Annotated in this window: 26 protein-coding genes; 15 read left to right on the plus strand and 11 right to left on the minus strand. The window is 71.2% G+C overall.

Going from position 1 to position 25,633, the window contains the following annotated elements; genetic code table 11:
* Positions 1–63 precede the first annotated feature (63 nt).
* The 3 genes from DAI17_RS14755 to DAI17_RS14765 all read left to right on the plus strand — a co-directional run bounded on the left by DAI17_RS14755 (position 64) and on the right by DAI17_RS14765 (position 3,586).
* Positions 64–2,097: a sensor histidine kinase gene (locus tag DAI17_RS14755; protein WP_159081570.1), complete on the plus strand. Its 2,034-nt coding sequence runs from the start codon at positions 64–66 to the stop codon at positions 2,095–2,097.
* Positions 2,088–2,732 carry a response regulator transcription factor gene (locus DAI17_RS14760; protein WP_107773969.1) on the plus strand — a complete coding sequence of 215 codons (645 nt, stop codon included), beginning with the start codon at positions 2,088–2,090 and terminating at the stop codon, positions 2,730–2,732. Before DAI17_RS14755 ends, DAI17_RS14760 begins: the two co-directional genes overlap by 10 nt.
* A 74-nt stretch (positions 2,733–2,806) precedes the next feature.
* A complete protein-coding gene (locus DAI17_RS14765; protein ID WP_107773970.1) occupies positions 2,807–3,586 on the plus strand; it encodes a TIGR01458 family HAD-type hydrolase in 780 nt (259 codons plus the stop codon).
* An 18-nt stretch (positions 3,587–3,604) separates the two neighbouring features.
* Here the strand turns inward: DAI17_RS14765 and DAI17_RS14770 are convergent, their stop codons facing one another.
* From DAI17_RS14770 to DAI17_RS14780, 4 genes are all read right to left on the minus strand, one after another.
* Complete coding sequence (locus DAI17_RS14770; RefSeq protein ID WP_107773971.1) at positions 3,605–4,162, minus strand: SRPBCC family protein; 558 nt, start codon at positions 4,160–4,162, stop codon at positions 3,605–3,607.
* 56 nt (positions 4,163–4,218) lie between these two features.
* Positions 4,219–4,368: a hypothetical protein gene (locus DAI17_RS21040; RefSeq protein WP_159081571.1), complete on the minus strand. Its 150-nt coding sequence runs from the start codon at positions 4,366–4,368 to the stop codon at positions 4,219–4,221.
* Positions 4,369–4,438: 70 nt separating this feature from the next.
* Positions 4,439–4,909 carry a methyltransferase family protein gene (locus DAI17_RS14775; protein WP_159081572.1) on the minus strand — a complete coding sequence of 157 codons (471 nt, stop codon included), beginning with the start codon at positions 4,907–4,909 and terminating at the stop codon, positions 4,439–4,441.
* A 4-nt stretch (positions 4,910–4,913) separates the two neighbouring features.
* On the minus strand, positions 4,914–5,864 hold the full coding sequence (locus DAI17_RS14780) for a LysR family transcriptional regulator (protein WP_107774136.1): 951 nt from the start codon (positions 5,862–5,864) through the stop codon (positions 4,914–4,916).
* 72 nt (positions 5,865–5,936) lie between these two features.
* Between DAI17_RS14780 and DAI17_RS14785 the strand changes: the two genes are divergently transcribed.
* The 4 genes from DAI17_RS14785 to DAI17_RS14800 all read left to right on the plus strand — a co-directional run bounded on the left by DAI17_RS14785 (position 5,937) and on the right by DAI17_RS14800 (position 9,185).
* Positions 5,937–6,884: a DMT family transporter gene (locus tag DAI17_RS14785; protein WP_107773973.1), complete on the plus strand. Its 948-nt coding sequence runs from the start codon at positions 5,937–5,939 to the stop codon at positions 6,882–6,884.
* A gap of 90 nt (positions 6,885–6,974) precedes the next feature.
* On the plus strand, positions 6,975–7,760 hold the full coding sequence (locus DAI17_RS14790; RefSeq protein ID WP_107773974.1) for an alpha/beta fold hydrolase: 786 nt from the start codon (positions 6,975–6,977) through the stop codon (positions 7,758–7,760).
* 31 nt (positions 7,761–7,791) lie between these two features.
* On the plus strand, positions 7,792–8,385 hold the full coding sequence (locus DAI17_RS14795; protein WP_107773975.1) for a hypothetical protein: 594 nt from the start codon (positions 7,792–7,794) through the stop codon (positions 8,383–8,385).
* Between the two features lie 152 nt (positions 8,386–8,537).
* Positions 8,538–9,185 carry a hypothetical protein gene (locus DAI17_RS14800; protein ID WP_159081573.1) on the plus strand — a complete coding sequence of 216 codons (648 nt, stop codon included), beginning with the start codon at positions 8,538–8,540 and terminating at the stop codon, positions 9,183–9,185.
* Between the two features lie 17 nt (positions 9,186–9,202).
* Here DAI17_RS14800 and DAI17_RS14805 read toward each other — a convergent pair whose 3' ends face one another.
* On the minus strand, positions 9,203–10,936 hold the full coding sequence (locus DAI17_RS14805) for a DEAD/DEAH box helicase (protein WP_107773977.1): 1,734 nt from the start codon (positions 10,934–10,936) through the stop codon (positions 9,203–9,205).
* Positions 10,937–11,043: 107 nt separating this feature from the next.
* Here DAI17_RS14805 and DAI17_RS14810 point away from each other — a divergent pair, with 107 nt between their 5' ends.
* Positions 11,044–11,994 (plus strand): class II glutamine amidotransferase, encoded by a 951-nt coding sequence (locus tag DAI17_RS14810; protein WP_107773978.1) that lies wholly within the window; start codon positions 11,044–11,046, stop codon positions 11,992–11,994.
* 340 nt (positions 11,995–12,334) lie between these two features.
* The gene (locus DAI17_RS14815) at positions 12,335–13,078 is read left to right on the plus strand and encodes an alpha/beta fold hydrolase (RefSeq protein ID WP_107773979.1); all 744 of its coding nucleotides are present in this window, start codon (positions 12,335–12,337) and stop codon (positions 13,076–13,078) included.
* A gap of 13 nt (positions 13,079–13,091) precedes the next feature.
* Here DAI17_RS14815 and DAI17_RS14820 read toward each other — a convergent pair whose 3' ends face one another.
* Positions 13,092–15,023 (minus strand): galactose oxidase-like domain-containing protein, encoded by a 1,932-nt coding sequence (locus DAI17_RS14820; RefSeq protein WP_159081574.1) that lies wholly within the window; start codon positions 15,021–15,023, stop codon positions 13,092–13,094.
* Between DAI17_RS14820 and DAI17_RS21045 the strand changes: the two genes are divergently transcribed.
* A complete protein-coding gene (locus DAI17_RS21045) occupies positions 15,022–15,165 on the plus strand; it encodes a hypothetical protein (RefSeq protein ID WP_159081575.1) in 144 nt (47 codons plus the stop codon). The genes DAI17_RS14820 and DAI17_RS21045 overlap by 2 nt on opposite strands.
* 266 nt (positions 15,166–15,431) lie before the next feature.
* Here DAI17_RS21045 and DAI17_RS14825 read toward each other — a convergent pair whose 3' ends face one another.
* The 3 genes from DAI17_RS14825 to DAI17_RS14835 form a co-directional block, all read right to left on the minus strand.
* On the minus strand, positions 15,432–16,544 hold the full coding sequence (locus tag DAI17_RS14825) for a CapA family protein (protein ID WP_199905145.1): 1,113 nt from the start codon (positions 16,542–16,544) through the stop codon (positions 15,432–15,434).
* A 29-nt stretch (positions 16,545–16,573) separates the two neighbouring features.
* Positions 16,574–16,753 carry an HNH endonuclease gene (locus DAI17_RS21575; RefSeq protein ID WP_234412512.1) on the minus strand — a complete coding sequence of 60 codons (180 nt, stop codon included), beginning with the start codon at positions 16,751–16,753 and terminating at the stop codon, positions 16,574–16,576.
* 332 nt (positions 16,754–17,085) lie between these two features.
* On the minus strand, positions 17,086–18,273 hold the full coding sequence (locus DAI17_RS14835) for a PucR family transcriptional regulator (protein WP_159081576.1): 1,188 nt from the start codon (positions 18,271–18,273) through the stop codon (positions 17,086–17,088).
* Between the two features lie 148 nt (positions 18,274–18,421).
* Between DAI17_RS14835 and DAI17_RS14840 the strand changes: the two genes are divergently transcribed.
* Positions 18,422–20,071 carry an FAD-binding dehydrogenase gene (locus tag DAI17_RS14840; RefSeq protein WP_107773983.1) on the plus strand — a complete coding sequence of 550 codons (1,650 nt, stop codon included), beginning with the start codon at positions 18,422–18,424 and terminating at the stop codon, positions 20,069–20,071.
* A gap of 10 nt (positions 20,072–20,081) precedes the next feature.
* Positions 20,082–21,002, plus strand: coding sequence for an MBL fold metallo-hydrolase (locus tag DAI17_RS14845; protein WP_107773984.1), 921 nt, complete (start codon positions 20,082–20,084; stop codon positions 21,000–21,002).
* A gap of 81 nt (positions 21,003–21,083) precedes the next feature.
* Here the strand turns inward: DAI17_RS14845 and rocD are convergent, their stop codons facing one another.
* Positions 21,084–22,328 (minus strand): ornithine--oxo-acid transaminase, encoded by a 1,245-nt coding sequence (gene rocD / locus DAI17_RS14850; protein ID WP_107773985.1) that lies wholly within the window; start codon positions 22,326–22,328, stop codon positions 21,084–21,086.
* Positions 22,329–22,460: 132 nt separating this feature from the next.
* Between rocD and DAI17_RS14855 the strand changes: the two genes are divergently transcribed.
* From DAI17_RS14855 to DAI17_RS14865, 3 genes are all read left to right on the plus strand, one after another.
* Positions 22,461–23,153: a DUF4184 family protein gene (locus DAI17_RS14855; protein ID WP_107773986.1), complete on the plus strand. Its 693-nt coding sequence runs from the start codon at positions 22,461–22,463 to the stop codon at positions 23,151–23,153.
* A gap of 92 nt (positions 23,154–23,245) precedes the next feature.
* Positions 23,246–24,238, plus strand: coding sequence for an excalibur calcium-binding domain-containing protein (locus DAI17_RS21580; protein WP_234412513.1), 993 nt, complete (start codon positions 23,246–23,248; stop codon positions 24,236–24,238).
* 107 nt (positions 24,239–24,345) lie between these two features.
* The gene (locus tag DAI17_RS14865) at positions 24,346–24,630 is read left to right on the plus strand and encodes an excalibur calcium-binding domain-containing protein (RefSeq protein WP_107773987.1); all 285 of its coding nucleotides are present in this window, start codon (positions 24,346–24,348) and stop codon (positions 24,628–24,630) included.
* A 9-nt stretch (positions 24,631–24,639) separates the two neighbouring features.
* Here the strand turns inward: DAI17_RS14865 and DAI17_RS14870 are convergent, their stop codons facing one another.
* On the minus strand, positions 24,640–25,608 hold the full coding sequence (locus tag DAI17_RS14870; RefSeq protein ID WP_159081577.1) for an ATP-binding protein: 969 nt from the start codon (positions 25,606–25,608) through the stop codon (positions 24,640–24,642).
* Positions 25,609–25,633 lie beyond the last annotated feature (25 nt).

The following is a 25,633-nucleotide window of genomic DNA, read 5'->3' on the forward strand; positions in this document are numbered from 1 at the left end:
CCGGGATTCGGTGCGAGGGTCAACCCTGGTACGACGACTCGCCGGTCGTGCCACCATGGCGAGATGAGCCGGGCGCTCGCCGCCGACGACGCGGGCTACGACGACCCACGCTCGCTCACGTCCGAGGTGGTCGTCGGCAGCCTGGGCGTGCTCGTGCTCGGGCTGGTCGCCTACGGCGCGACGCTGGACTTCCACGTCGGCAACCTCCACAACGGGCTGCTCGGCCTCACGTTCGCCGGCGTCGGCCTCTACGTCATCCGGGCGCGGCCGGGACACCGGCTGGGCCGGCTCTTCGTCGTGCTCGGGCTGGTGTCCGCCCTCATGTACTTCGGACGCCAGGCCGGCCTGCACAGTCCGGCGCTGCCCGGCGGTGCCTGGCTCGCCTGGGTGTCGATCTGGCTGGTGCCGCTCTCGATGGCGGGCGGCGGCGTCGCCATCATGCTCTTCCCGACCGGCGAGCACCTGTCGGGGCGGTGGCGTGCCGCGTCCCGGGTGATGGTCGGGCTCGCGGCGCTGGTCGCGCTGGTGTCAGCGCTGTGGCCGATCGAGGACGACTGGAGCCGCAGCCACCTCGTGTTCCCCTTCGAGCTCGGGGGAGAGGAGACCGTGCGCGCCGTCGCCGTGCCGGCGATGCTCGGCTGCTACTTCGGCTTCCAGGTCCTGTGGGCCGTGGCAGTGGTCACCCGGCTGCGCCGGGCGGGCAGCGACGAGGTGCGGCAGCTGCGGTGGTTCGTGTTCGCCGTGTCGGTCTCGCTGCTGCTCATGCTCACCGGCCAGCTCGTCTGGGACACGCCACTCCCCGGCCTGCTCGCCCTCCCCCTCATCCCGCTCGCGGCGGGGGTCGCGATCGTGCGGTACCGGCTCTACGACATCGACCCGATCATCAACAAGGCCCTCGTCGGTGGCGTGATGGTGCTGCTCGTCTTCGCCGGCTATGTCGGCCTGGTCGTCGGGGCCGGGGCCCTGCTCCCGGTGTCGGACCGGGTGATGGCCCTCGCCGCGACGGCCGCGGTGGCGGTGGTCTTCGAGCCGGTACGACGGCGCGCGCAGGAGCTGGCGGACCGGCTCGTCTACGGCCGTCGCGCGACGCCGTACGAGACCCTGTCGCGCCTCTCCGCCCAGCTGTCCCGCAACGACGACGACCTGCTGGAGGGCCTCGCCGCGACGGTCGCCGGCGGCATCGGTGCCTCCGAGGTCGTGGTCTGGCTCGGTGACGCGGAGCGCATGGAGGCGGTCGCCGCGTGGCCGGACCGACCCCCTGCGGGTCCTCGCCCGCTCGCCGAGCTCGCGAGCCGCCGGGAGCTGGTGCGGCCGGTGACCCGCGACGGCACCGTGCAGGGGGCGCTGGTGCTGACCACGCCACCCGGGGAGCCGCTGACGCCGGAGGCGGACCAGCTCCTCGACGACCTGGTCGCGCAGACCGGCCTGGTCATCGACCACCGTGCCCGCCTCGAGCAGGTGGCCCGCCAGGCGGCCGAGCTGCAGGCGGCCGCGCGACGGATCGTCACCGCCGAGGACTCCGCCCGGCGCCGGATCGAGCGAGACCTCCACGACGGTGCCCAGCAGCGATTGGTGTCGCTCGGCATGGAGCTCGGCGCCCTGGTCGAGCGTGCAGCGGCCACGGGTGACCCCGACCTGGTGCGCACGGCCGAGCACGCCCGGAAGCAGCTTCTGGAGGCGACCGCCGAGCTGCGTGAGATGGCCCGGGGAGTGCACCCGGCCGTGCTCACCCAGGACGGGCTCGAGGCCGCGCTGGCCAACCTCGCCGACCGCTCACCCGTCCCGGTGCGGCTGCGCCTCGCGCTCGACAGCAGGCCGCCGACCGAGGTCGAGGCCACCGCCTACTTCCTGGTCAGCGAGGCGCTCACCAACACCGCACGCCACGCGGGCGCGAGCGTCGTCGAGGTCTGCGTGTCGTCGGACGCGGACAGGCTCACCGTCGAGGTGAGCGACGACGGGACCGGCGGCGCGGAGCTCGAGCCCGGCGGCGGCCTGCAGGGCCTCACCGACCGGTTGTCCATGCTGGGCGCGCGGCTGGAGGTGGACAGCCCGCCGGGCGGAGGGACCACGGTGAGGACGGTGCTGCCGTGCGCGTGATCCTCGCCGACGACGCCGTGCTCCTGCGCGAGGGGCTGGCCCGGATCCTCACCGACTCCGGCTTCGAGGTGGTCGGGCAGGCGGGTGACGCACCGTCGCTCGTCGACCTCGTGCGGCGTGAGACGCCCGACGTCGCCGTGGTCGACCTGCGGATGCCGCCGGGGTTCGCCAGCGAGGGCATCGACGCGGCCGCCGAGATCCGCGCCTTCGCGCCGGCTGTCGGGCTGATGCTGCTCTCCCAGCACGTGGAGGTCCACCACGCGCTGCGCCTGATGACCGACTTCGACGGCGGCGTCGGCTACCTCCTCAAGGACCGGGTCTTCGACCTCACGGCGTTCGCCAACGACGTACGACGCGTGGCCGACGGCGCCGTCGTCCTCGACTCCGAGCTCGTGGCCCGGCTGGTCGCCAGGCGCCGCCGCGACGACCCCCTCGACCGGCTCACGGGACGCGAGCGCGAGGTGCTCGCGCTGATGGCCCAGGGGCTGACCAACGCGGGCCTCTGCGCGGAGCTGCACCTCAGCGCCAAGACCGTGGAGGGGCACGTGCGCAGCATCTTCACCAAGCTCGACCTCGACGCCGACGAGCGCTCGCACCGCCGTGTGCTCGCGGTGCTGAGGTTCCTGCGCGCCTGAGCCGAGACAGTGACAGCGCGCCGGACACGACCGACGCGTTCTCCGGCCGCCACAGGCGAGCGCATGATGGAGAAGTGCGCGGGGCGTTGCTGGACCTCGATGGTGTCGTCTACGTGGGCGACCGGCCGGTGGCGGGCGCTGCGGAGACAGTCGAGTGGCTCGTACGGGAGGGCATTCCGCACTGCTTCCTGACCAACACCACGTCGCGTCCGCGGCAGGCGATCGTCGCCAAGCTGGCCGGCATGGGAATCCCTGCCAGGACGGACGAGATCCTGACGCCGGCCGTGGCGGCGGTGGCATGGCTGCGGCGGCATGGCATCACCCGGCCGGCGCTGTTCGTCCCGGACGCCACCGCTGCGGAGCTCGCCGAGCTGGATCCCCTCCCGCGCGACGTGGAGAGCGGCGCCGGGGCGGTGGTCGTCGGCGACCTGGGCGAGGGCTGGACCTTCTCCACGCTCAACCGCGCCCTTCGCCTGCTCATGAGCGACCCCGCAGCCCCCCTGGTCGCCCTGGGGATGACCCGTTACTGGCGCGCCGAGGACGGCCTCCGGCTCGACGCGGGCGCCTTCGTACGCGCGCTGGAGTACGCCGCGGGCCGGACCGCGATCGTCGTCGGGAAGCCCGACCCGGCGTTCTACGCCTCCGCGGTCGAGGCACTCCACGTGCCGGCCGACGAGGTCGTCATGATCGGGGACGACATCCACACCGACATCGAGGGCGCCCGGCGGGCGGGCCTGACCGGCGTACTCGTGCGCACCGGCAAGTACCAGGCGTCCGACCTCACCGGTGGCGTGCGTCCCGACGCGGTGCTCGACTCGGTGGCCGACCTGCCGCGGTGGTGGTCCGAGCTCTGATCCGCGTGGGTGCGCTCGTCACGCCGTCCGCTCGGCCCGTTCGGCGATGCCGAGAAGCATGCGGCGCATCATCGGGAAGTCCCCGACCTCCATGAGCAGCACGGTCACGGGCAGGAGCGGCCCCGGGTCGTAGCGTGCCTTCAAGCGGGTGACGAGGCGCGTCCCGTCGGCTCCCTCGGCGGTCAGCCGCCACGCCCAGGTCGAGTCCGGCTTGCTCCACACAAGTGAGTGAGGCTCGTCGAGGCTCGCGACCCGAAACGCCGTTCGGTCGTCCGCCTCGGCGGCCATGGGGGCCGCCACGTCACCGATCGACAGGCGTTGGAACTCCTGGAGGAGCTCGTCGGAGCTGTGTCGGCCGAGGTTGTCCAGCAGGTCGTAGGAGTAGAAGCCCGCGCGTCCGTAGCCGACCTGCACGATCCAGGGCCACACCCTGTCCGGAGGAGCGGCGATCGAGATCGCCCGCGTGGCGACGAACCCCGCTCCTTGCAGGAGGTCGTCGCCCGGCATGGGGCCGGCGGCTTCCTCGCTGGTAGCGCCCCACGTCAGGTGCCACGCGCGGTAGCGCGCCACGAGCATGGCCGCACCCCCGAGCGCAGCAAGCGCAAGCAGCGTCGGCGCCGACGCGCCTGGTCTCAGCGTGAACGCCACTGGGCCGTCTGTCGGACGAACTGCTGGAGGATCAGCACATCGAAGCTGTGCCAGAGAAGCCGGTATCCCTTCTCCACCTGGCCGAAGCCGGCTTGCGGTTCGCCGGATCTCAGACGTTCCTTGATGTCAGGCATGGCGCCTCCTCGACTCCGACAGATTCATGCTGGCAGTCGGTACCGAGGTCGGTCCATAGCCTTCGGGGGGTCACAGCCAGCGCCGCACTCGCCGCATGTAGTCGTCGTACTGCCTGCCGAACTGCTGGTGCAGGAACCTCTCCTCGGGACGGATCGCGCCCCAGCGGACGAGCAGGACCGCGGCCGGGAACAGCATCAGGCCCCAGAACGTGGGAGCCAGCAACGCCAGCGCGAGGTAGAGCGCGAGGAGGCCGACGTACAACGGGTTCCGGGAGAACCGGTACGGACCTTGCTCGATCAACGCGTGCGTCGCCTGCCCCGGTAGCAGCCCGGTCCCGTGCCGGCCGAACAGCCACAGCGACCAGCCGTTCCACCCGATGAACACCACCAGCAGTGCCAGGCCCAGCGGAACCCGCCACCCGCCGAGCGCGAGCGGGTCGCCCCAGATCAGCGTGATCAGCCATGAGACGAGCAGGGGCCCGCCGATCGCGATCGGCGGCCAGAGCCGAAACGCGACCGTGTCCTGCGAGCCGTGGGCCACGCGGTCATTGTCCCGGGAGCACCTGACCGTGCACCTGGTGGGCCAGCCGCCCGACCTGTCTGCGGACCGCGGTGAGCACGGCATCGAGCGCCGGGCCAGGCGGCCTGTCCCGGGTGAGCATCAGCAGCTGCCTCGTGACCAGCGGGGAGTCGATGACCTCCCGAACGGCGAGCGCCGGGTTGTTCGCGAGGAGAGTCAGTGCGGGCAGCAGCCCGACGGCACCGGTGGACCTGATCAGCGCCAGCTGCACGTCCGCGTCGTTCGAACGGTGTCGTACGTCGGGATCGAAACCTCCCCGGGACCGGCACGCGGCCACGACGAGCTCGTGGTGACCCGTGCCCGACGCAGACGCCACCCACACCTCGTCCCGCAGGGCTGCGATCGACACCGGCTGGTCGTCAGCAGCGAGCGGATGCTCTGCGGGCAGGACGATCTTGAGCGTCTCGTCCATCAGCACCTCGTGGCGCAGACCCGGCGGGCGCGGTCGAGGGTGCCCGCTGTACTCGTCGCTGATCACCAGGTCGAGCGAACCCAGCTTCAGCTCCGGCAGTGCCTGCTCGAGCTCCAGCTCGCTGATCTCGAACCGCACGGCAGGACGCTCGACCTGGATGTCGGCCAGTACCGGGATCAGGACGCGTCGGGTCGCCGACTGGAGGCCTCCTGCCCGCACGGTGCCACGCACGTCTCCGCTCAGTGAATCCAGGTCAGCCTGGGCGGCTTCGGTCGCGGCGATCAGCACCCCGGCGTGATGGGCGAGGAGTCGACCAGCGTCGGTGAGTCGCACCCCCCGCCCCGCCTTTTCCAGAAGGGGGACCCCTGCCTCCTTCTCGAGGACGGCGAGCTGCTGGGAGATCGCGGAGGGGCTGTACCCGAGAGCCGTCGCGACGGCGGCGAGCGTGACGCGCTGCTCCAGCTCGTGCAGGATGCGCAGCCGGCGCAGGTCCCAGCTGTTCATGCAGATCATCTAATCATTGAGGTCCACGATTCATCGCTGGACCTGACGGGTGCGAGATCGCACCCTTGGCATGTGGGTCCCCTCCTCGTGCTCCTCTCCGCGACGTGCTTCGGCGCCATGGCTGTGTTCGGCAAGCTGGCGTACGACGAAGGCGTGTCGCCGCAGTCGTTGGTGCTGATGCGGTTCGTCATGGCTGCGGCACTGCTCATCGCCCTCACAGCCGCGCGATCGATCCGAGCGGGGGAGCGACCGCTCCCGGGGACCCTCGACGGTCGACGTGCCCGACTGGTCATCACGGGCCTGGCGCTCGGTGGCGTCGGCTACGCGGCACAGGCCACCTTCTTCTTCTCGGCCCTCGGCCGCCTCGACGCAGCCCTGGTGGCCCTCGTCCTCTACACGTATCCGGTCCTGGTGACTCTCGCGGCAGTGCTGCTGGGTCGGGACCACCTGACCCTGGGCAAGGTGGTGGCACTCGTGGCCGCGACGCTCGGAACGCTGTTCGTCCTCGTCGGCGCCGGGGCGACCGGCTTCGACGGGACGGGCGTCGCCCTGGCATTCGGCGCCGCTCTCGTCTACACGGTCTACATCCTGGTGTCGGACTCCGCGGTCCGGCAGGTGCCGCCCATGGCGCTCACCACCCTGGTCATGACCGGTGCGGCCGCGACGCTGACGGTGCGCGCGGTGGTCGTCGGCGACACCGACCTCGACCTGACCGCCGGCGGATGGTTCTGGGTCGCCTGCATCGCCGTCGTGTCGACCGTGGTCGCGGCGAGCACCTTCTTCGCCGGCCTCCGTCGGACCGGCCCGTCCACCGCCTCGATCCTCTCCACGTTCGAGCCGGTCGCCACCGCGGCGCTGGCCGCGATCATGCTCGAGGAGCTCCTCACGCCCGTCCAGCTCTTCGGTGGAGGGCTCGTGCTCGCCTCGGTGGTCCTCGTCCAGCTCCGTCGACGGACACCGCGCGAAGCAGTGCTCGCAGCGGTCGTTCCACCCGACAGGTCTCGCGTCGTCGCACGCTGACGGCGAGCTGTGCCACGCATGGTGAGAAACCCCCTCGTGCCACGGCCCGCCCGGGTTGCGTGCGAGCCGGGACAGGCGGAGCCTGCTGGTATGGAGGCTTGGCGAGTCATCCTGCTGCCGGGGATCGTGATGCCTGCCGCCGCCGCCTTCGGCAATCTGCTCACCGAGCTCGACGCTGACGTGGACGCGGTCGCGAAGGACCTGGAGGTGTACGCCACCAGCACTCCGCCGGACGACTACTCCCTCGACATCGAGGTGGCAGGGGTCCTGGAGGCTGCCCAAAAGCGAGGTTGGGATCGGTTCCACCTGGTCGGGTACTCCGGCGGCGCCTCCGTGGCACTGGCTTTCGCCGCCCTGCACGCCGAGCGCCTCAGCAGTCTCGCGCTGCTCGAGCCAGCATGGGCCGGCAACTGGGACGACGCCAACCAGGCCCATCAGGCGCTGTGGCCCGAGTACCGTCGCATCGCGGCCCTGCCGCCGGAGGAGTCGATGCCCGCATTCGTCCGGATACAGGTGCGCCCCGGAGTGGAGCCGACTGCTCCGCCACCGGGACCTCCGCCTCCATGGATGGCCCAACGCCCTCAAGGCATACGAGCGCTCATCGACGCCTTCCGGACCTACGACCTCGATCGAGATGCGCTACGACGATTCGACCGGCCCGTGTACTTCGCTCTCGGAGGGCTGAGCAACCCCGACCAGTTCCGTGAGGAGGCGGAGCGCCTGGCCCGCGTCTTCGACGACTTCTGGCTCGAGGTCTTCCCCCGCCGTCATCACTTCGACCCGCCTCACCGAGCCGAGGCACCGGCGCTGGCCGCGTCGCTCCGCAGCCTGTGGCTGCGTTCTGAGGAGAAGCTCAGCCGTTCGCGCAGCACGTGACGCAACCGAGGGCACGAGAGGGGTCGACAGGATGAGCAATCAAGTCTCACTGCTGATTCTCGGCTTCTTGCTGACCACCGTCCTGGGAGGACTCCTCGGCTATGTGTTCCAGCGCCGGGCATGGTCCCATCAATTCGACATGCAACGCCGGAGCACGGAGCGTGAAGCCGCATCCACGGCGCTGCACGAACTGGCGAACGTGCTGGACAAACGGCGGTACAGGATGCTGTTGGTCTACTGGCGCCTTGATTGGACCAACTCGCGCGAGTTCGAAGATGCGGTAGCGGACTACCGCGCCGTCCTCGAAGAATGGAATGACGGACTCAATCGCCGCCTCGCGCTGGTTGCCACGCACTTCGGAGCCGAATTGAAGCGCGAGCTCGACAATATCTACGAGGATTACCGCGAGGCCGGAAGACTCATCGACCTGGCGATCAGGGACCGACGAGCGGGCAGGAATGTGGAGACGAGAACAGCGCTTGCCGAGCTGCTGGAAGTACTGAACGTCCGCAACTACAACTTCGCAGCGGCGGGCTTGGCCGCGGTCCTTGCCGGACGTGTTGGGAGCAATCTGCCGGTTGATGAGCGGCAGCCGACGCCGGCTCGGCCAGTGCTTGATCTCTAGACCGCGCTCAACCGCGTTCTGCCTCCGACTTGCCTCTGTCATCGAACAAACCTGAGTCGCTCGCGCTCGCTCGAGGGGTCAAAAGACACTGGACGTGCCTGACCGGTCGGCGCCTAATGGCAGTGATCGCAACTAGCCAAAGGGGGACATAGATGTCCAAGGAAAAACCTGTCAAGTGGCCAGGCAAGGCGTATGACCCGGATGGGCCCGATCTCGGCGGCCCATTGCAGCAACTCCTACTTGACCTGCACGTGATCGAAAAGGAAGGAGACGAAGATCACCTCGGTCCCCTGAAGGGGACTCCCTACAGCATTCAAGTCATCACGGCGGGTGCCACGTCCCTCGGAAAGGCGTGGTCCGCCCTCATCGCGCTCCTCGGAGGTGGCGGCGCCATCGCCGCCGGATTACGCGGTCTCGGCTATGCGAACGACGATCCGCTCATGGCCTCGGTGTTCACCGGCTCTGCGGCGGTCCTGCTGGCTGCAGTGTCGATATCCATCGCCGTCATGGTGAAGGCAGATGTGACCGCGCGCGCGGAGGCGTCGGCTGCCCAGTACCGGGCTCGAGCGGAGATCTCGTCCGCACTTCTCGGTAGCGCGCACTACAACGTTCCTCCTCCCGCGACGCCTCAGCGCCCCACTTCCCACTACGTGGTCGAGGCGGGAGGCAAGTGGTTCCCGGTGAAGGAGTTCAGGCAGACGGCGAACGGCGTGGTCGCCGACCTCGTCGGTCGGGACGACCCGATCAGAGTCCAGGATGTGACGGGGATCAGCGCGACGAGCGTGTGGGACGGAGCCTAGGTTCCGAACCTTCCAAGTCAGGCGCCGTCCTCGGTCAGGGTCGCGATCGGCAGCCAGTCGGCCCCGAGGAGCTGGGCGAGGTCGGCGAGGCCGGTGGTGTCGCCGCCGACGGTGTCGGAGGCGGCGGCGATGCGCTCGACCATCACCTTGCCGACCTGCTCCTCGACGGTGCCCTCGGCGTACGCGATGTGCCACGGCGAGACCTGGTGGTCGCGGTGGGTGCGGCCGGTCACCTGCCGTCCGGCGATGCCCGAGAAGCGCGCCTGGTGGAAGACGCCGACCCGGGGCTCCGTGCTCGCGCGGCGGCCGTCGGCGAGGGTCTCGCCGGCGTGCAGGCTGATCGAGGCGACCGTCGTGAAGACGCAGACCTTCGCCTGCCCGGTCTGGAACCGGAGTCGCTCGGCCTCCGGGTCGAACCGGTCGCGGCCGTAGATCGAGGCGACCTCGATGCCCGAGTAACGCAGCCGGTCGGCGATCGGGTCGGCGGCGGTCGCGACGAACTCGACCGAGCACGCGACCTGTCGCTCGGCGTCGACCTGCTGGGCGATCCAGGCGACCGTCGAGTCGACACGGAGGAGCCCGGCCTTCTGCCGGAAGCGCAGGAGCGCGGCCCGACCCTTGGCGACATTGCGGCCGCGCCGGGCGATGTCCATCTCGCGACAGAACTCTCCCCATTCGGCCTCGTACGCCGCCCGCTCCGCCGGCGTGAGCGCCACTGGCATCCCGGAGATCGGCACCGGCCCCCACGGCGCGGCGCGGTGCAGCATCGCCGGAGGCCGCTCTTCGGCGAGCCAGCCGCGCACGAGCTTGAGGTCTGCAGCGCGCCGTGCCGGATCGGCGGTCCACGTCGCGCCGTAGCGTCCCCGTTCCACCCCGACGCCGTGGCGCTCGAGCGCGGTGGCGAACGCGTCCCCGGGTTGCGTCGCCGAGGTCCACTCCCGCATCGACTCGCCGTGCACCTGCGCATAGGCAGGAGCGAGGTAGGGCAGCTCGAGCGGCGTGTGTCCGGGCGTCGCGGTTGTCGCGATGACGAACGGCGCCTGGTCGTGCGGCTTGCCGTGCCCCGAGATCCGCGCCCAAAGCTTCCACCGCTTCGTCGTCGTACGCCGCAGGGCGTGCGCCTCGTCCGCGATGATCACGTCCCACGTGTGGTCCTTGACCTTCTCCAGCCGGTCCCAGGTGATCACGACCCACTCCAGGCCGCCGTCGCCGAGCGCCGTGATCGTGCGGCACCAGTGGCCGATCGTGATCGCGGCGGGCCGGTCGGCCACGACCAGCACCCGTCGCGCACCGCGGAGGTCGCCCACCGCCGTCGCCCCGAGGACCGCGGCGATCGTCTTGCCGACACCGGGCTCGTCGGCGAGCAGGAACTGTCGTCCGCCCGCCGCGGAGCGCGCCGCGATCGCATCGGCTGCCTCGAACTGGATCCTCCGGGGCTCGAGCGCATCGGTCGGCTCGGGGCTGGGCGTCGGATCGTCAGGATTGAGGGTGTTCTCGAGGAACCGACCGAGCGTGTGAGGCCCTGGAGCGTACGCCGCGAGGTGCGCGGGCAGGGCGCACCCGACGTACAGGTGGGTCTTGACGGCCGGGTGCCAGATGGCGCCGTCGACCTGCGTCCCGTACGGGACGTCGAGCACCCACAGCCGCTCGCCGGGCCCGGCGACCGGCAACGGCCGCTGTGGCTTGCGCGCGCTGCTCCGGCGCGGGGACCCGCCGCGTCGACGTACGCCGGATCGTCGGGAGCTGGCCACCCCGGGACGTTAGCCGGGTCTCGCCCGCGACCGGCCCCGGCTCGCCCGTAGGGTGGCGACGCTCGTGGACGTCACCGCGACACATCCTCCGTCAGTGAAGGACACCTATGTGCCGAGTGCTCGCCTACATCGGGCCCGAAGTTCCCCTCGAGAGCCTGCTGCTCCGGCCGGCGAACAGCCTGGTCAACCAGGCGCTCGACCCTGAGCTCTACCCGGACCTCCACCTGGCCGGGTGGGGTTTCGGGGTCTGGAGCGAGCACCTGCTCAAGCCGGAGGACCCCTTCCTGTACCGCCGGCCCATGGCCGCCTTCTACGACGACAACGCCGAGCACATCATCCCGAGCCTGCAGGCGAGCACGATGCTCGGTCACGTTCGAGCCGCCAGCTATGACTCGAAGGCGGTCCTGGTCGACGAGAACTGCCATCCCTTCTCCTTCGACGAGACCCCGTGGATCATCGCCCAGAACGGCTACGTCCCGAACTGGCTGCTGCTGCAGCGAGAGCTGCTGCCGCACTGCAAGGACACCTACCTGAAGCAGATGCGAGGCACGACGGACACGGAGTTCCTCTACGTGCTCCTGCTCTCCCTGCTCGAGGGCGACAGCGACGAGGACGTGCAGCGGGCGGTCGAGGAGGTGCTCCGGCTCGTCGCCCAGGCGATGAAGGACCTCGACCTCCCCGGCCTGACCAAGCTGAAGATGGCCCTGGTGTCGCCGAACCGGATCATCGGGGTCAACGTCGGTCTCGGACACCGGGGCGAGACCAACCCGGCCGGGGACTGGAAGAAGCTGCGCGAGTCCGGCCCGGGCACGGACGACTTCGCCCTCTCGATGCTTCTCGAGCCGATGCACCTGTTCCTGGGTTGCCACGTCCAGGACGGCGACGAGGGCTACGACTTCGAGGCGTGTGACGAGGCGGACGCGACGGTCGCCGTCTTCGCCTCCGAGGCCCTGACGGAGGGCGCCGACGGCTGGTCCTCCCTCGAGTTCGGCGAGATCGCGTTCCTCGAGAGGAAGGGCGGGCGCGTCACCAGGACCGTCAACAGGTTGGCGGTCTAGGCGGGCCGCTCGCGCGCCTCTGGCCCTTGCCCTTGCCCTTGCCCTTGGCCGCCGAGCGGCGCCGTGGCGTTCGATCGCTGGTGGGATCCAGAGCGGCCATGGCGAACAGCATCAGGTAGATGCCGGTGGGGAAACCGAGGACGAGAACGAGGGCTTGCAGCATCGGGGACCTTCCGGCGAGGGAGTTGGTCCTCGCGGTACCCGGGGTGCGGGTGTGCATCCATTTCCGGCTCGCCCGTGACAGTCTGCTCGTCCCCGACGCTGTCATGGGTCGACTTGCCGATCTGGCGGGGGCGCGACGCGCCTCCGCGGCCGGTCGGTCTGTGGGAACGTTCCGGTCATGATCTGGTCGAGAGGTGGTGGGTCCGTCTCGGGTCCGCTGCTGGTCCTGGTGCCGGGGCTCGGTGCCACCGCCGACGTCTTCGCTGGAGTCGAGCGGGTGCTCGCCGACGTGTGGCCCGGCGGCTGGCTCGCGGTCGACCTGCCTGGCCATGGCCGCAGCGCGTGGGACCCGCCGTACACCTTCGGTCGTCATGCCGAGGCGGTCCGATCGTTGCTTCCCGAGGGCCGTGACCTGATCGTCCTCGGCCACTCCATGGGCGGCGTGGTGGCCCTGGAGCTGGCCGGCCGCGCGAGTCCGACGCCGGCTGCGGTGGTGGCGTTCGGGGTGAAGGTCAGCTGGCCCGCGGAGCACGTCTCGGGCGCCGCACGGATGGCGGCGCGTCCGGCGACCCACTACGCCTCGCGTACGGAGGCCGTCGACCGGTACGTGAGGCTGGCCGGGTTGACCGGGCTCGTGGAGGCGTCCGACCCGCTGACGGAGTCGGGGGTGGTCGAGACGCCGCAGGGTTGGCGGGTGTGCCAGGACCCTGCGACGTTCGGGGTCGGCGTGCCCGACATGGTCGGACTGCTTGCTCGGGCCGGGTGTCCCGTGGTCCTGGCGCGCGGAGAGAACGACCCGATGGTGTCGGACGCCGACCTGCGGGCTCTCGTGAGCGAGCCGGTCACGTTGCGCGGGCTCGGCCACAACGCGCACGTGGAGGATCCGGCGGCGGTGGTCGAGCTGGTCCTTCCCTTCGTCTGAGGCAGCGATGGGCTCAGGGGATCCGGACCCACGTGCCGACGCTCGGCGTTCCGTGCTGGTCGAGCGCGAACAGCAGCCACGGCCCGGGAACGGTCGTGCCGCGATCGGCCGGGATGGTCACCCGGTAGGCGTTCTCGCCCGCCGGGACCGACTCCAGGGCCACGCGGCGCTGGTCGGAGTTGATCGAGTGCGTCGCGGTCCCCACCCGGACCAGCGCGAACGAGGCGACCGGCGCGTCCGTGGTGACGGTGAGGGTGGCACCGGCTGACACCTCGGCGGGGACGCCGCCGGTGATCGAGGGCCGGGGGCGGAGGGTGCCGTCGGGCCGGAGGAGGTACGGCGGCGTGAAGATCTCGACGTCGGGATGATTCGTCTGGCAGGTCCAGCACAGGCCCCCGCCACCCGCCAGCACGCGGCCGTCGGCGAGCAGCAGCGAGAACGAGTGGTACGTCCGCGGGATGGACTCCGTGGCCAGCTCGGTGAACAGCCCGGTCTCCGGGTTCCACAGCTCCGCCGCCCGGACCGCGCCGGTGTCCAGGAACAGCTCCGCTCGTTGCATCCCCCCGGTGACGACGACCGAGCCGTCGGGCAGCACGACGCTGTTGGCGAAGGTCCGCGGCGCCGCCATGTCACCGACCCGGCGCACCTGGACCGGTTGGCCGAACCCGGCCGTGATGTCGATCGTGTACGCACGCGAGGTGGCGAGGCGCGCGGTGCCGTCGTAGTGCTCCTGGTAGTTGGGCCCACCGCCGAGGGTGAGGATCTTGCCCGCGTCGTACATCACGGCGTTGCCGCCCATCATCACGGGCGCGTCCGCCCGGTCGCCCGCAGGGACGGTGGTGCCGTCCCCCGAGGTCCCGAACCAGTTCATCCGGGTGCTCGGGCCGGCATGGAAGACGCGGCCGTCCGACACCGGGAAGAGCCAGGGGAGGTTGTCCCGGTGCGACGCCTCCCAGTCGGGAGTGAGGATGGAGTCGACCGGCACCCCGTCGAGTCGGCGCCACGCGGTCCCGGCCGCGTCCATCACCTCTCCGTCCTTGTCGCTCGGGCCGCCGCTCCACGAACCCCCGACGGTGAAGAGCCGACCGTCCGAGAGGGTCACGGAGGTCTGGTAGCCCCGCGGGATCGCCATCTGCGGCCCGGCGCTGAACGTGTCTGTCCGGGGGTCGTAGATGGTCGTGTTGGACGCGCCGGACCCACCGGTGATCACGACCCGGCCGTCGGCCAGGACCGACAGCCCCGTGCAGAACATCTCGTGGCCCGTGTCGGCGACCTCTCGCCGACCGGCGTTGACGCCGCTGCCGACGTCGAGGATCGAGACCTGCGTCTTGCCGCCGTTGGTGGTGTCGAGCGTGAACCCGTCCGCGGCCACCCCCGCGAGCGTGAGCACCTTGTCGTTCGGGAGCAGGATGGCCGTCGTCGGGACGATCGGCAGTCCGATCGGGTCGCTCCACCGTCCCAGCGGTGTCGGCGGCGGCGTCGGTGTCGGCGTCGGAGACGACGACGGTGACGAGGACGGGGACGCCGACGCGGGCGGGGGAGACGGTGGTGGAGGGGGCGGCGGCTCCACCGGCGGCGCCCCGAGCAGGTCGATCTCTGCTGCACCGACGACCACGTCTCGCCTGCTCGCCCCCGACCTGACGCTGAGCCGGATGCGTCGCGCCGGGACGGGCGAGAAGGTCGCGGTCTTGGCGTGCGCCGTGTCCGCCCAGCGGCCGTGGGTCACCCGTTGCCACGTCCGCCCCTCCAGCCGTACGTGGATGGCGTAGCGCCCGATGCGCCCCAGGGGCTTCGGCGCCGGGGTGTAGCGCAACGCCGACACCACGGTCGCGCCGTGGAGGTCGATCGTGAGCTGCTGCAGACGGAGGATCCCGGCCCGGTCAGTGCCGGGGCGCGGCGCTGCAGGGCGCCAGGCCGTCCGCGCACGGCCGTCGAGGGCCTTCATGGCCCGTTTCCGGGCGGCGGCCCTGGCACGCCGGCCCGGCCGGCCCGGCGGCGACATGGCCGTCCACCGCGAGCTGTCGAGGGTCGGCGCGGGGGGCACGGACGCGGCCGCCGGCACCGCCACGAGCGGCATCGACCCGTGACCCTCAGGATGCGTCCCGTCGTGCACGCCCGGGCCGGGGCCACCGGGTGGCGCGTCGTCGCGCTGCACCGCGACCGCGCCGATGCCGGAGACCCCCAGGGCGACCACGACGACGAGGCCTCCCGGCCCCGCAGCCCACCGTCTGAGCGCACTCCACATCGCGGCCCCCCGCCCTGTGTGTGGTTCGAACGATAGACGTGGCGCCGACCGGGGGCATGCCCCATTCACGGGAGATCCGGGTGGTGCTGGCTGCCTCCGCCCGAGCCCTCACCGGCGCAGCAGCAGGTGGCCGTCGGGGTCGAGGTCGATCCGCGACCCGAAGCGCCTGCTGGCGTTGCGAAGTACCCGCTGGAGCCACTCCGCGTCCTGTCGCGTGGCCGGTTGCAGCCGCATCCGGCGCGACTGCAACGGCACCATCCGCAGCTGGTTGAGACCTCCGGCGGGGTCCAGCGATGCGACGTACAGGAGCCTCAGGTCCCCACGGAACCGCTCGTGGCCCCCGATTCCCTCGTAGTCGTTGATCAGGTCGCCGCAGCCGTAGAGGACCAGCCGGTCGTGATAGACCTCGGCCGGACGTGGGTGGTGTGAGGAGTGCCCGTGGACGACGTCGACGCCGTTGTCGACGAGCTGATGGGCTAGACGGACCTGCTCGCGCGGGACCTCGTACCCCCAGTTGGATCCCCAGTGGACAGACACGACCGCGATGTCGCCGGGCCGCTTCGTCCGGCGCACGAGCTCGCTGAGCGCGTCGCCGTCGGCCCGGGAGTCCTCGCTGAGGACGGCGACTCCCGGGTGTCCCGGCGCTGCCGCCCAGCTGCGCGGGACACCGCTGGAGGGCGATCCCACCGACCAGACCAGGACCCGACGGTCCCCGGCGCTGAGCGCGACCGGGCGCCATGCCTGCTGCTCGTCGCGTCCCGCGCCGACGGGTCCCAGACCCGCCTGTGTCAGTACGGCGAGGGTGTCCTCCAGGCCGCGGACGCCGAAGTCCAGCACGTGGTTGTTAGCGAGCGTGCAAGCGTCGAGCCGGGCGGCGGTGAGGCAGGAGACGTTGCCCGGGTGCATCCGGTAGAGCACGGCCTTGTCGGGCTGGATGTCGTCACTCGTGGTGATGCTGGTCTCCAGGTTGGCGATGCGGAGGTCCGGGGCGAGGTCGTCGAGGACCTGCAGCGCATCACCCCATGGCCATGAGAAGTCAGCCGGCCGCGGGATGGGACCGGACGCTGCCTCGGCCAGCGCGACGTACTCCCCGGCACCGGCGACGTAGCGCTCCCACAGGCGGGGATCACCCGCCGCTGGCAAGACCTGATCCACACCCCGCCCGGTCATCACGTCACCGGTCAGGCACAGCACGACCACGCTCCCCATCGTGGCACTCACCGGCCGCGCAAGGGTGGTCACGTGTCGGGCTATCTGCGTCGGTGGAACCTGATGTCGCCGTTGGGGAGGCGGTCGTGGAGGTATCGGTCGTCGTGTGCCCGGTGGTGATGGTGGTTGCAGACGAGCACGGCGTTGTCGAGGTCGGTGCGGCCGCCGGTGGACCAGGGGTCGAGGTGGTGGGCGTCGGACCAGGTGCCGGGATGTCGCATCCGTCGCGCGGCAGGTGGTGTCGCGGATCAGGAGGGCCTTGCGCTGGCCGGGGGAGAACAGCCGGCGCGGTGGATGGCGTGGGCCAGCGCCGCCGCGCCGCCGCGCCGTCGCGCATCGCTGCAGCGAGGACCGGGTGGTCGCGGTCCAGGACGGTGGCCAGGGCCAGGTCGGCCCGGGCGTCGGCGAACCGCGTGCGCGTGGTCTTGGTCAGCCATCCCGCGGCGTCCTTGGTCGCGGTCGCCACGGCGAGGTCGCCTTGCGGCTACTGACGCGCTCATCGCGGCCGACGAGGACGTTCGATCTTGTCTGGCCGCGTTTGATGGACGGAGGGTCACCGGTGGGTGGCGGTGCGGGCGGTCTCGAGGACGAAGCGGTCCCAGGGGCGTCTCGGGTCGCGCCCGGTGAGGGTGACGATTCGTCGCAGCCGGTAGCGCATGGTCTGCGGGTGGAGGTGCAGAGTGGCTGCCCCTTCGGCTGCTGACCCGGTTCGCAGATAGGCGTCGAGCCCCTCGATGAGATGCTCCGAGCCTGGTCTTGTCACCGAGCCGAGCACCGTGGCAGTGACTCTTGCCGGGTCGGCCGTGGGACGTGCGGCGAGCAGCGCGAGGACCTGGGCGTCCCCTTCGAGGAGAACCGCTCGGTCGGTGAAGGCGCGGTCGGGGGCGAGTGCGAGTGCATCGGTCGCGAGGCGGTGTGCCGCCGGAGTCTGGGTGAGGTCTGTCAGCTCAATGAGGCACCCGCGCAACCGCCGCTGCTCCAGCTCCCCATGGACGCGGGCAGTGAGCTCGTGCGGCAGGAGGGCGACGCCGCGGGATCCTCGTAGCGCGGTGAGCACCCTGGGTCTCTCCGCGTCGCAGCCGGGGCCGCCGGGTTCGACCAGCGACATGATGAGGTCCTCGAGGGCGGGCTGGGTGATGGTGCTCATGGGGGCGCCGGCTTCGACGACGAGGATCGCCGGCGGTGAGGGGAGGGTGACTCCGAGGGCCATGGACCGGTCGCCGAGGGCGGCCGCGGTGGCCTGTCGGCCGTCCAGGAGGTCGTCGAGGAAGTCGGCGAGGGCGCGTTGGTGGTCGCCGGTCATGCGTTGAGCGGCTGCGGTGTAACCGGTGTAGAGGGCTTCGGACAGGGCGTCGACGCTGGCCAGCCAGAGACGGGTCAAGGCCATCACGTCGTCGACGGCGAGCTGGTTCTCGCCGCGCTCGACGACCAGGTCGATCGCGCGAGCCGCGGCAACCCGGTATGCGCGCAGCACGACGGGGAGGGGGCGTCCGTCCATGGCCCGGGCGGCTCCGATGCCCTTGAAGCGGTTCAGGTCGGCGGCGTCCAGAGCGGTGCCGCGGACCCAGAGGTCGAGGATGCGGGCGGTGGCCCACCCTGCGATGGCACCGACTTCGTCGAGCTGCTCGGGCGCCAGGGCTCGGTAGGCGGGTATCTCGTCGGTGACCGCTGCGACGAGGGTGTCCACGGTGGTGGGCAGGTCGGCCATGATCCGTTGCTGCACTTGCTGCCGCACGCTCACCCGGGACTCCTTCGGTCCTCGGCATTGTAAGGCGATGACAACAGGCGTGCGCGGTGCCTGCGCAGGCTGCTTGCCCGAGTAGTCAGCGCCGGTGAGGCTGGAGTCACCCATCAACTGGGGCGGTACGTCGTCCCGAGTCAGGAGTGTCATGGACAACGACGCCATCGTCGTAGGAGCCGGTCTCGCGGGACTGGTCGCAGCCGCCGAGCTCGCCGATGCCGGCAAGCACGTCCTGCTCCTGGACCAGGAATCCGAGCAGTCGCTGGGAGGGCAGGCGTTCTGGTCCCTCGGTGGGCTGTTCCTGATCGACAGCCCCGAACAGCGCCGGATGGGCGTCAAGGACTCCCTCGAGCTCGCCACCCAGGACTGGTTCGGTTCCGCGCAGTTCGACCGCCCCGAAGACCACTGGCCCCGCCGGTGGGCCGAGGCATACCTCGACTTCGCCGCCGGGGAGAAGCGGTCCTGGCTGCGGCAGATGGGCCACCGGTTCTTCCCCGTCGTCGGGTGGGCCGAGCGCGGCGATGGTCGCGCCGACGGTCACGGCAACTCCGTGCCGCGCTTCCACCTCACGTGGGGCACCGGCCCCGGGGTCGTCGCGCCGTTCGAGCGGCGCGTCCGCGAGCACGCCGAGGCCGGCCGCATCGTGTTCCGGTTCCGGCACAGGGTCGACGCCCTGGTCACCCAGGACGGGGCGGTCACTGGCGTGCGCGGCGCGGTCCTGGAACCGTCGTCGGTGGACCGCGGAGTGGCCTCGTCCCGCGTCGAGGTCGGTGAATTCGAGTACGCCGCGCAGGCGGTGCTGGTGACCTCCGGCGGGATCGGCGGCAACCACGACCTGGTCCGCAAGGCCTGGCCCGCCCGCCTCGGGGAGCCGCCGAAGCGGATGGTGGCCGGCGTCCCCGCACACGTCGACGGCCGGATGCTGGAGATCACCACCGCCGCGGGCGGCACGATCATCAACCCGGACCGGATGTGGCACTACACCGAGGGCCTGAGGAACTGGGACCCGATCTGGGACAACCACGGCATCCGCATCCTTCCCGGCCCCTCGTCGCTGTGGCTCGACGCGGAAGGGAACCGGCTGCCCGCACCGTACTTTCCCGGCTTCGACACGCTCGGCACCCTCAGGCACCTGATGGGCACGGGCTACGACTACTCCTGGTTCGTGCTGACCCAGAAGATCATCGAGAAGGAGTTCGCCCTGTCGGGCTCCGAGCAGAACCCCGACCTCACCGGCAAGGACCTCAAGCTCCTGCTGTCACGGGTCAAGGCCGGCGCTCCCGGCCCGGTCGAGGCGTTCAAGCAGCACGGTGAAGACTTCGTCGTGGCCGACACCCTCCCCGAACTGGTGGCCGGGATGAACAAGCTCACCGACCAACCCCTCGTCGACGCCGACCGGCTGCAGCGCCTGATGGAGGCCCGGGACCGGGAGATGGACAACGACTTCACCAAGGACGCCCAGGTCACCGCGATCCGGGGGGCACGCAGCTACCGCGGTGACAAGCTCATCCGGGTCGCCACACCCCACAAGCTGCTCGACCCGGCCGCCGGCCCACTGATCGCGGTGCGGCTCAACATCCTGACCCGGAAGACCCTCGGCGGGCTGCACACCGACCTCGACGGCCGGGTGCTGGATGCCGCTGGGGAACCCGTCCCCGGGCTGTACGCCGCGGGAGAGGTCAGCGGCTTCGGCGGCGGGGGGATGCACGGCTACAACGCCCTGGAAGGCACCTTCCTCGGCGGCTGCCTGTTCTCCGGCCGCACCGCAGGGCGCGCCGCCGCCACCCAGGTCGGCTAGCGTCCGCACCATGCGTCTGAGACTCGGCCGCCCCGACCTGGCCCAGTACGCCGACCGGTTCGACGTACCTGCCGCGGACGGCGACTTCTCGGTCACCTTCCTCGGCGTCTCAACACTGCTGATCGACGACGGGGAGTCGGCGGTGATGACCGACGGCTACTTCTCCCGCCCGTCCCTGTTCAAGGTCGGGCTCGGCAGGGTCACCCCGGACCCTGACCGCATCAACGCCGCCCTGGCGCGTACCTCGGTCACCCGGCTCGAGGGCGTGCTGCCGGTCCACACCCACGTCGACCACGCCCTCGACTCCGCCGTCGTGGCCGAGCAGACCGGCGCACTGCTCGTCGGCGGGGAGTCAGCCGCAAACATCGGGCGCGGCGCAGGGCTGACCGAGCAGCGGATCCGCGTCGTGGCCTCCGGCCAGTCGCTGAGGGTCGGCGGGTTCGACCTCACCTGGGTCGAGTCCGACCACTGCCCGCCCGACCGGTTCCCGGGCCACATCACCGAGCCAGTCGTGCCACCGACCAAGGCGAAGAACTACCGGTGCGGCGAGGCCTGGTCGCTGCTGCTCCGCCACAACAGTGGCCGGACCGCACTGATCCAAGGCAGCGCTGGTTACGTCCCGGGTGCTCTCACCGGTCACCGAGCTGACGTGGCCTACCTCGGCGTGGGTCAGCTCGGGTTGCAGGGCGAGGACTACATCCGCGCCTACTGGGCCGAGACCGTGCAGACGGTCGGAGCGAGGAGCGCGGTGCTCATCCACTGGGACGACTTCTTCCGACCGCTCGACGAGCCACTCCGAGCCCTGCCCTACGCCGGCGACGACCTGGACGTGACGATGCGGGTCTTGGGGCGGCTCGCCGCCGACCAAGCCGTCGAACTGCACTTCCCGACCGTCTGGCAGCGGGAAGACCCCTGGGCGTCGCTGCGCTGACCCCACCGCCCCCGTCATCGACAGGGGGACCAGCCAGCGCAACGCGCTAGGTCTCGCCCCTTCGAGACGCCTCGCGCCAGTTCAACCGGAGCAGATGGTGCGGAAGGCCGCGACCACGAGGTCGATGTCGTCCTCGGAGGCGACCAGAGGCGGGGCCAGACGGAGGGTCTGTCCGTGCGCCTCCTTGGCGAGGATGCCGTGCTCGAGCAGCTGCTCGCAGGCGTGCCGGCCGGTGCTCAGCTCGGGGCTGACGTCGACGCCCGCCCAGAGTCCGCGAGCCCGCACCTTGTCGACGCCGTGGCCGACGAGTTCTCCCAGGCCGGCCGCCAGCCGGTCGCCGAGGGTCTCGGCGCGTGTCTGGAACTCACCGGTCTGCAGCATCGCGATCACCTCTCGGCCGATCGCCGCGGCCAGCGGATTTCCGCCGAAGGTCGATCCGTGGGAGCCCGGAGTGATCACCTCGAGCACGTCACCGTCGGCTGCGATCGCGGACACCGGGTAGAGGCCCCCTCCCAGCGCCTTGCCGAGGACGTACACGTCAGGCACGACCTCGTCGTGGTCGCAGGCGAAGGTCCGCCCTGTCCGGGCCAGGCCGGACTGGATCTCGTCGGCCACCATCAGCACGCCGGCCGAGTTGCACAGCGTGCGCACCTGCTGGAGGTAGCCCTCCGGCGGGATGATCACGCCGCTCTCGCCCTGGATGGGCTCGAGCAGGACGGCGACCGTGGAGTCGTCGATGGCGGCCTCGAGGGCGGTGGGATCGCCGTACGGCACGAGTCGGAAACCCGGGGTGTACGGCGCGTAGTGGGCGGTGGCCACCGGGTCCGTCGAGAACGACACGATGGTCGTGGTGCGTCCGTGGAAGTTCCCCTCCATCGCGACGATCGTCGCCTGGTTCTCCGGTACGCCCTTGATCAGGTAGCCCCACTTGCGGGCGACCTTGATCGCGGTCTCGACAGCCTCGGCGCCGGAGTTCATCGGCAGGACCATCTCCTTGCCGGTCAGTTGCGCGAGATCTCGGGCGAACGGGCCCAGCTGGTCGTTGTAGAACGCCCTCGAGGTCAGCGTCAGCCGACCCAGCTGATCCCGCGCCCGAGCCACGAGGCGGGGGTGCGAGTGGCCGAAGTTCAGAGCGCTGTAACCAGCCAGGCAGTCGAGGTACCGACGCCCCTCGACGTCGGTGACCCACGCGCCCTCACCGGTTGACAGCACCACACGCAGAGGGTGGTAGTTGTGCGCGCCGTAGGCCTCGTTGAGCTCGATATGGGCCTCGGTATCGCTCAGTGAAAGCCTGCTGGACCCTGGAGTGCCGGTAGTGCCCGTCATGCCCGTCATCGTCCCACCCCGACCATCGCTGGACCCTCCGCCTGCGATCCTCATGAGTCGCCGCGACGCGGCGCTTGGACGCAGGCACTCTCAGCGTGACCGATCAGGGGCGGACCCGCCTAGCCTGTTGGCATGCCTCTGGCGCCCGCGCACCCCGCGGTGGTGCTGCCCCTCCGAGGGCTCGGTCTTCCGCTGAGCGCCCTGGTGGTCGGCGCGGTGGCGCCGGACCTGCCGGTCTACCTGCCGGTCGGCGTGAGCTACGCGACGACGCACAGCGGGTGGGGGATCCCGGCAGTTGTCGTCATCGGCATGGTCCTGCTGGTCCTGTGGGTCGCCCTGGTGCGCGACGCGGTGGTGGACCTGACGCCGTACCTCCGACGAAGGCTGCCGGCGACGGCGAGACTCGGCCACCGGGCCTGGCTGGTGGCTCCGCTGGCGGTCGCGGTCGGCGCGGGGACGCACGTCCTGTGGGACTCGGCCACCCACGACTGGGGCTTCCTGGTGGAGGAGCTCGCCTTCCTGCGCGAGGAGTACGGCCCGGTCCCGCTGTACCGCTGGCTCCAGCACGTCTCGACCATCGTCGGCACGATCATCGTGGCGTCGTACGGGATGGTGCGGCTCAGGCGGATGCCGGTGCTCGATCGGCCGCCCGCCGTGGGGCGGAGCGGGCTGTGGCTCGTCCCGGTTCCCCTGGCGGCGCTGGCGGTCGGCATCGTCCTCCGGGACCCTGAGGCCGGCGTCGGTGCGGCCCTGGTCGTGCTCCTCGTCGTCGCGGCCGCGTGGCGGTCGGTCCGCTCGCCGCTGCCCACGTCCAGCGCGACCTGAGCCCCGTGCGCACGCGTCGTACGGCGTTCGGCACGTGCCGAGGCCCGGGTGCGGGCATCCTTGGGCCCCAGGCAAGCCGGTCGAGGAGGGTCGTGAAGCTCAAGCACGTGGCGGTCGGCGTCCTCATGCTGGTCCTGGTCGGACAGTGCGACGACAGCGTCGAGGTGGCGCCCGACGTACGAGGCGGGACCGGACAGGCTGCCGTCACCGAAGGGACTGCGTCACCCGAGGGACCGAGGACGAAGCCTCGTCGCTCGCAGGAGCCATCGGCCCCCACGAGCGCTCGGCCAGCGGCCCCCGGGACGGCGCTCGCGGCGCTGGGCCTGCTGGCGGTCAAGGGACGTGCGCCCATGACCGGCTACGACCGTGACCGGTTCGGTCCCGCCTGGCTGGACGCGGACCGGAACGGTTGCGACACCCGGAACGACGTCCTCGGCCAGCACCTGACCGACGTGACGCTCGAGAGCAACGGCTGCGTCGTGGCTGCCGGCGCCTACGTCGACCCCTACACGGGCTCGAGGATCGACTACCGGCAGGGCCACGGGGCCCTCATCGACATCGACCACGTCGTCGCCATGGGCAACGGCTGGGCCACCGGCGCCTTCGCCTGGCCCATCACGAAGCGCGCCGCCTTCGCCAACGATCCCCTCAACCTCCTGCCGGCGGACGCCGGTGCCAACCGGCAGAAGGGGGACGGGGACGCCGCGACGTGGCTGCCGGCGAACAAGTCCTTCCGTTGCAGCTACGTCTCGCGCCAGGTCGCGGTGAAGGGCAAGTACGACCTGTGGGTGACGGCGCCGGAGAAGGCGGCGATCGAGCGCGTGCTGGGCTCCTGTCCGGACGAGCCCCTGCCGGGCGACGTCTGGGGTGCCTCGACGGAGGTGGACCACAACATCTCGGATCCCGGCGACGGGACGGGCAGGGCGAGCTCGCCTGCCGTGCCGGTGCCGTCCTCGCGCGGAGAGTCGACGCCCTTCGCCAACTGTGACGCTGCGCGAGCGGCCGGCGCCGTTCCGGTGCGGTCCGGCGACCCGGGATACGGCGCGCACCTGGATGGAGACGGTGACGGCATCGCGTGCGAGTGAGGAGGGGTGCGTCCCTTTCCCAGAACGCCGGACAGGGCCCGGCGTCCCCGCCTAGCGTCGGACCGCTTGCGTCCCACCGCGGGACACCGTCACCAGGAAGAGTCACCATGCACGCCATCAAGACGTCTGTCTCCGTCGCTGCCGCCGCTGTTGCCGCGGCGACCCTCGCGCTGATCGCGCCGGCCTCGGCCCACACCACCGGCCTCCACGACAACTGCACCAACCTCAACAAGACGTGGCCCCACGGCGTCGGCCTGGCGAAGGCCAAGGACCGCACGAGCGGCACCCCGGTCACCACCTTCTACCGCAACACCAAGGCCTACCGAGCCGCCGAGGGACACAACGGCACCCTCGACGCCGACAACGACGGCATCGCCTGCGAGAAGCGCTGACCCGTCGCGCTAGAGGTCGTCGGGCCAGACCCGGTCGTCCCACTCGAGCCAGGAGATGGGGCCCTGGGCATGGGCGGCCTGGGTGATGATCTGGTGCGCCATCCACGAGCGCAGCGTCCGGACCTCCGGGGGAGACGCCAGGGCGAGGAGGTGGCCGTCCTCGCAGAGCTGGTCGGCACGTCGTACGGCGTCGCGCAGCTGGGGGATCAGGGCGCTGAACGCGCGCGGCATGGCCATCTCGACGTCGACGTGTGCCTGACCCTCGGCTCGGGCCTGCTCGGCGGCCCGGCGGCCGGTCACCCGCGCGGGCGCGGGGGTGGCGAGCAGGTCACGTAGCTGGTCGGCGACCTCCTGGGACTGCGGGTTGCCGTGGTCCACGGCCATGAGCTGGAGCTCGCGGATCAGTTCGTCGAGGTGCCGGTCCTGGCGCAGGCTCAGCTCCACCGGGCAGTCGGCCAGCCGGACGAGCGCCCAGTCCGGCGGCAGGTCGCTCGCGGGTCCGGCACCAGCCGGGGTGCCGACCCGGGTCGGGTCGCGCACGGCGTGGACGGCGTCGGGGTCCACCAGGTCGGCCCACACGCGCTTGCCCAGCGCGGTGGCCTCCACGCCCCACTCCTTGGAGAGCATCGCGACGATCGCCAGGCCGCGGCCCGTGGCCGCCTGGTCCGACCAGTCGAGGAATCCCTCGGTGGCCGCCATCGTCAGCGGCTGGACCGCCTCGACGCCGACCGCTCCGTCGTCCTCGACCCCGACGCGGATCATCGGCCCGCCGTCGGCGTCGAGGGTGAGGTACATGAAGCGGGCGTCCGCGTGCAGGGCGGCGTTGCTGGTGAGCTCACTGGCGACGAGCTCGGCCTGGTCCGCCAGGTCGACCCGACCCCACGACGTCAGGCCGTCGACCACGAAGCGGCGCGCGCCGGGGACGCTCGCTGCGTCGGCCGCGAACCGCACCGACAACCTCTCGGTCGCCCCACCCATGAAGGCACGCTAGCCGACGCCGGCC

Source organism: Nocardioides sediminis (assembly GCF_003047295.1).
GTDB lineage: Bacteria > Actinomycetota > Actinomycetes > Propionibacteriales > Nocardioidaceae > Nocardioides > Nocardioides sediminis.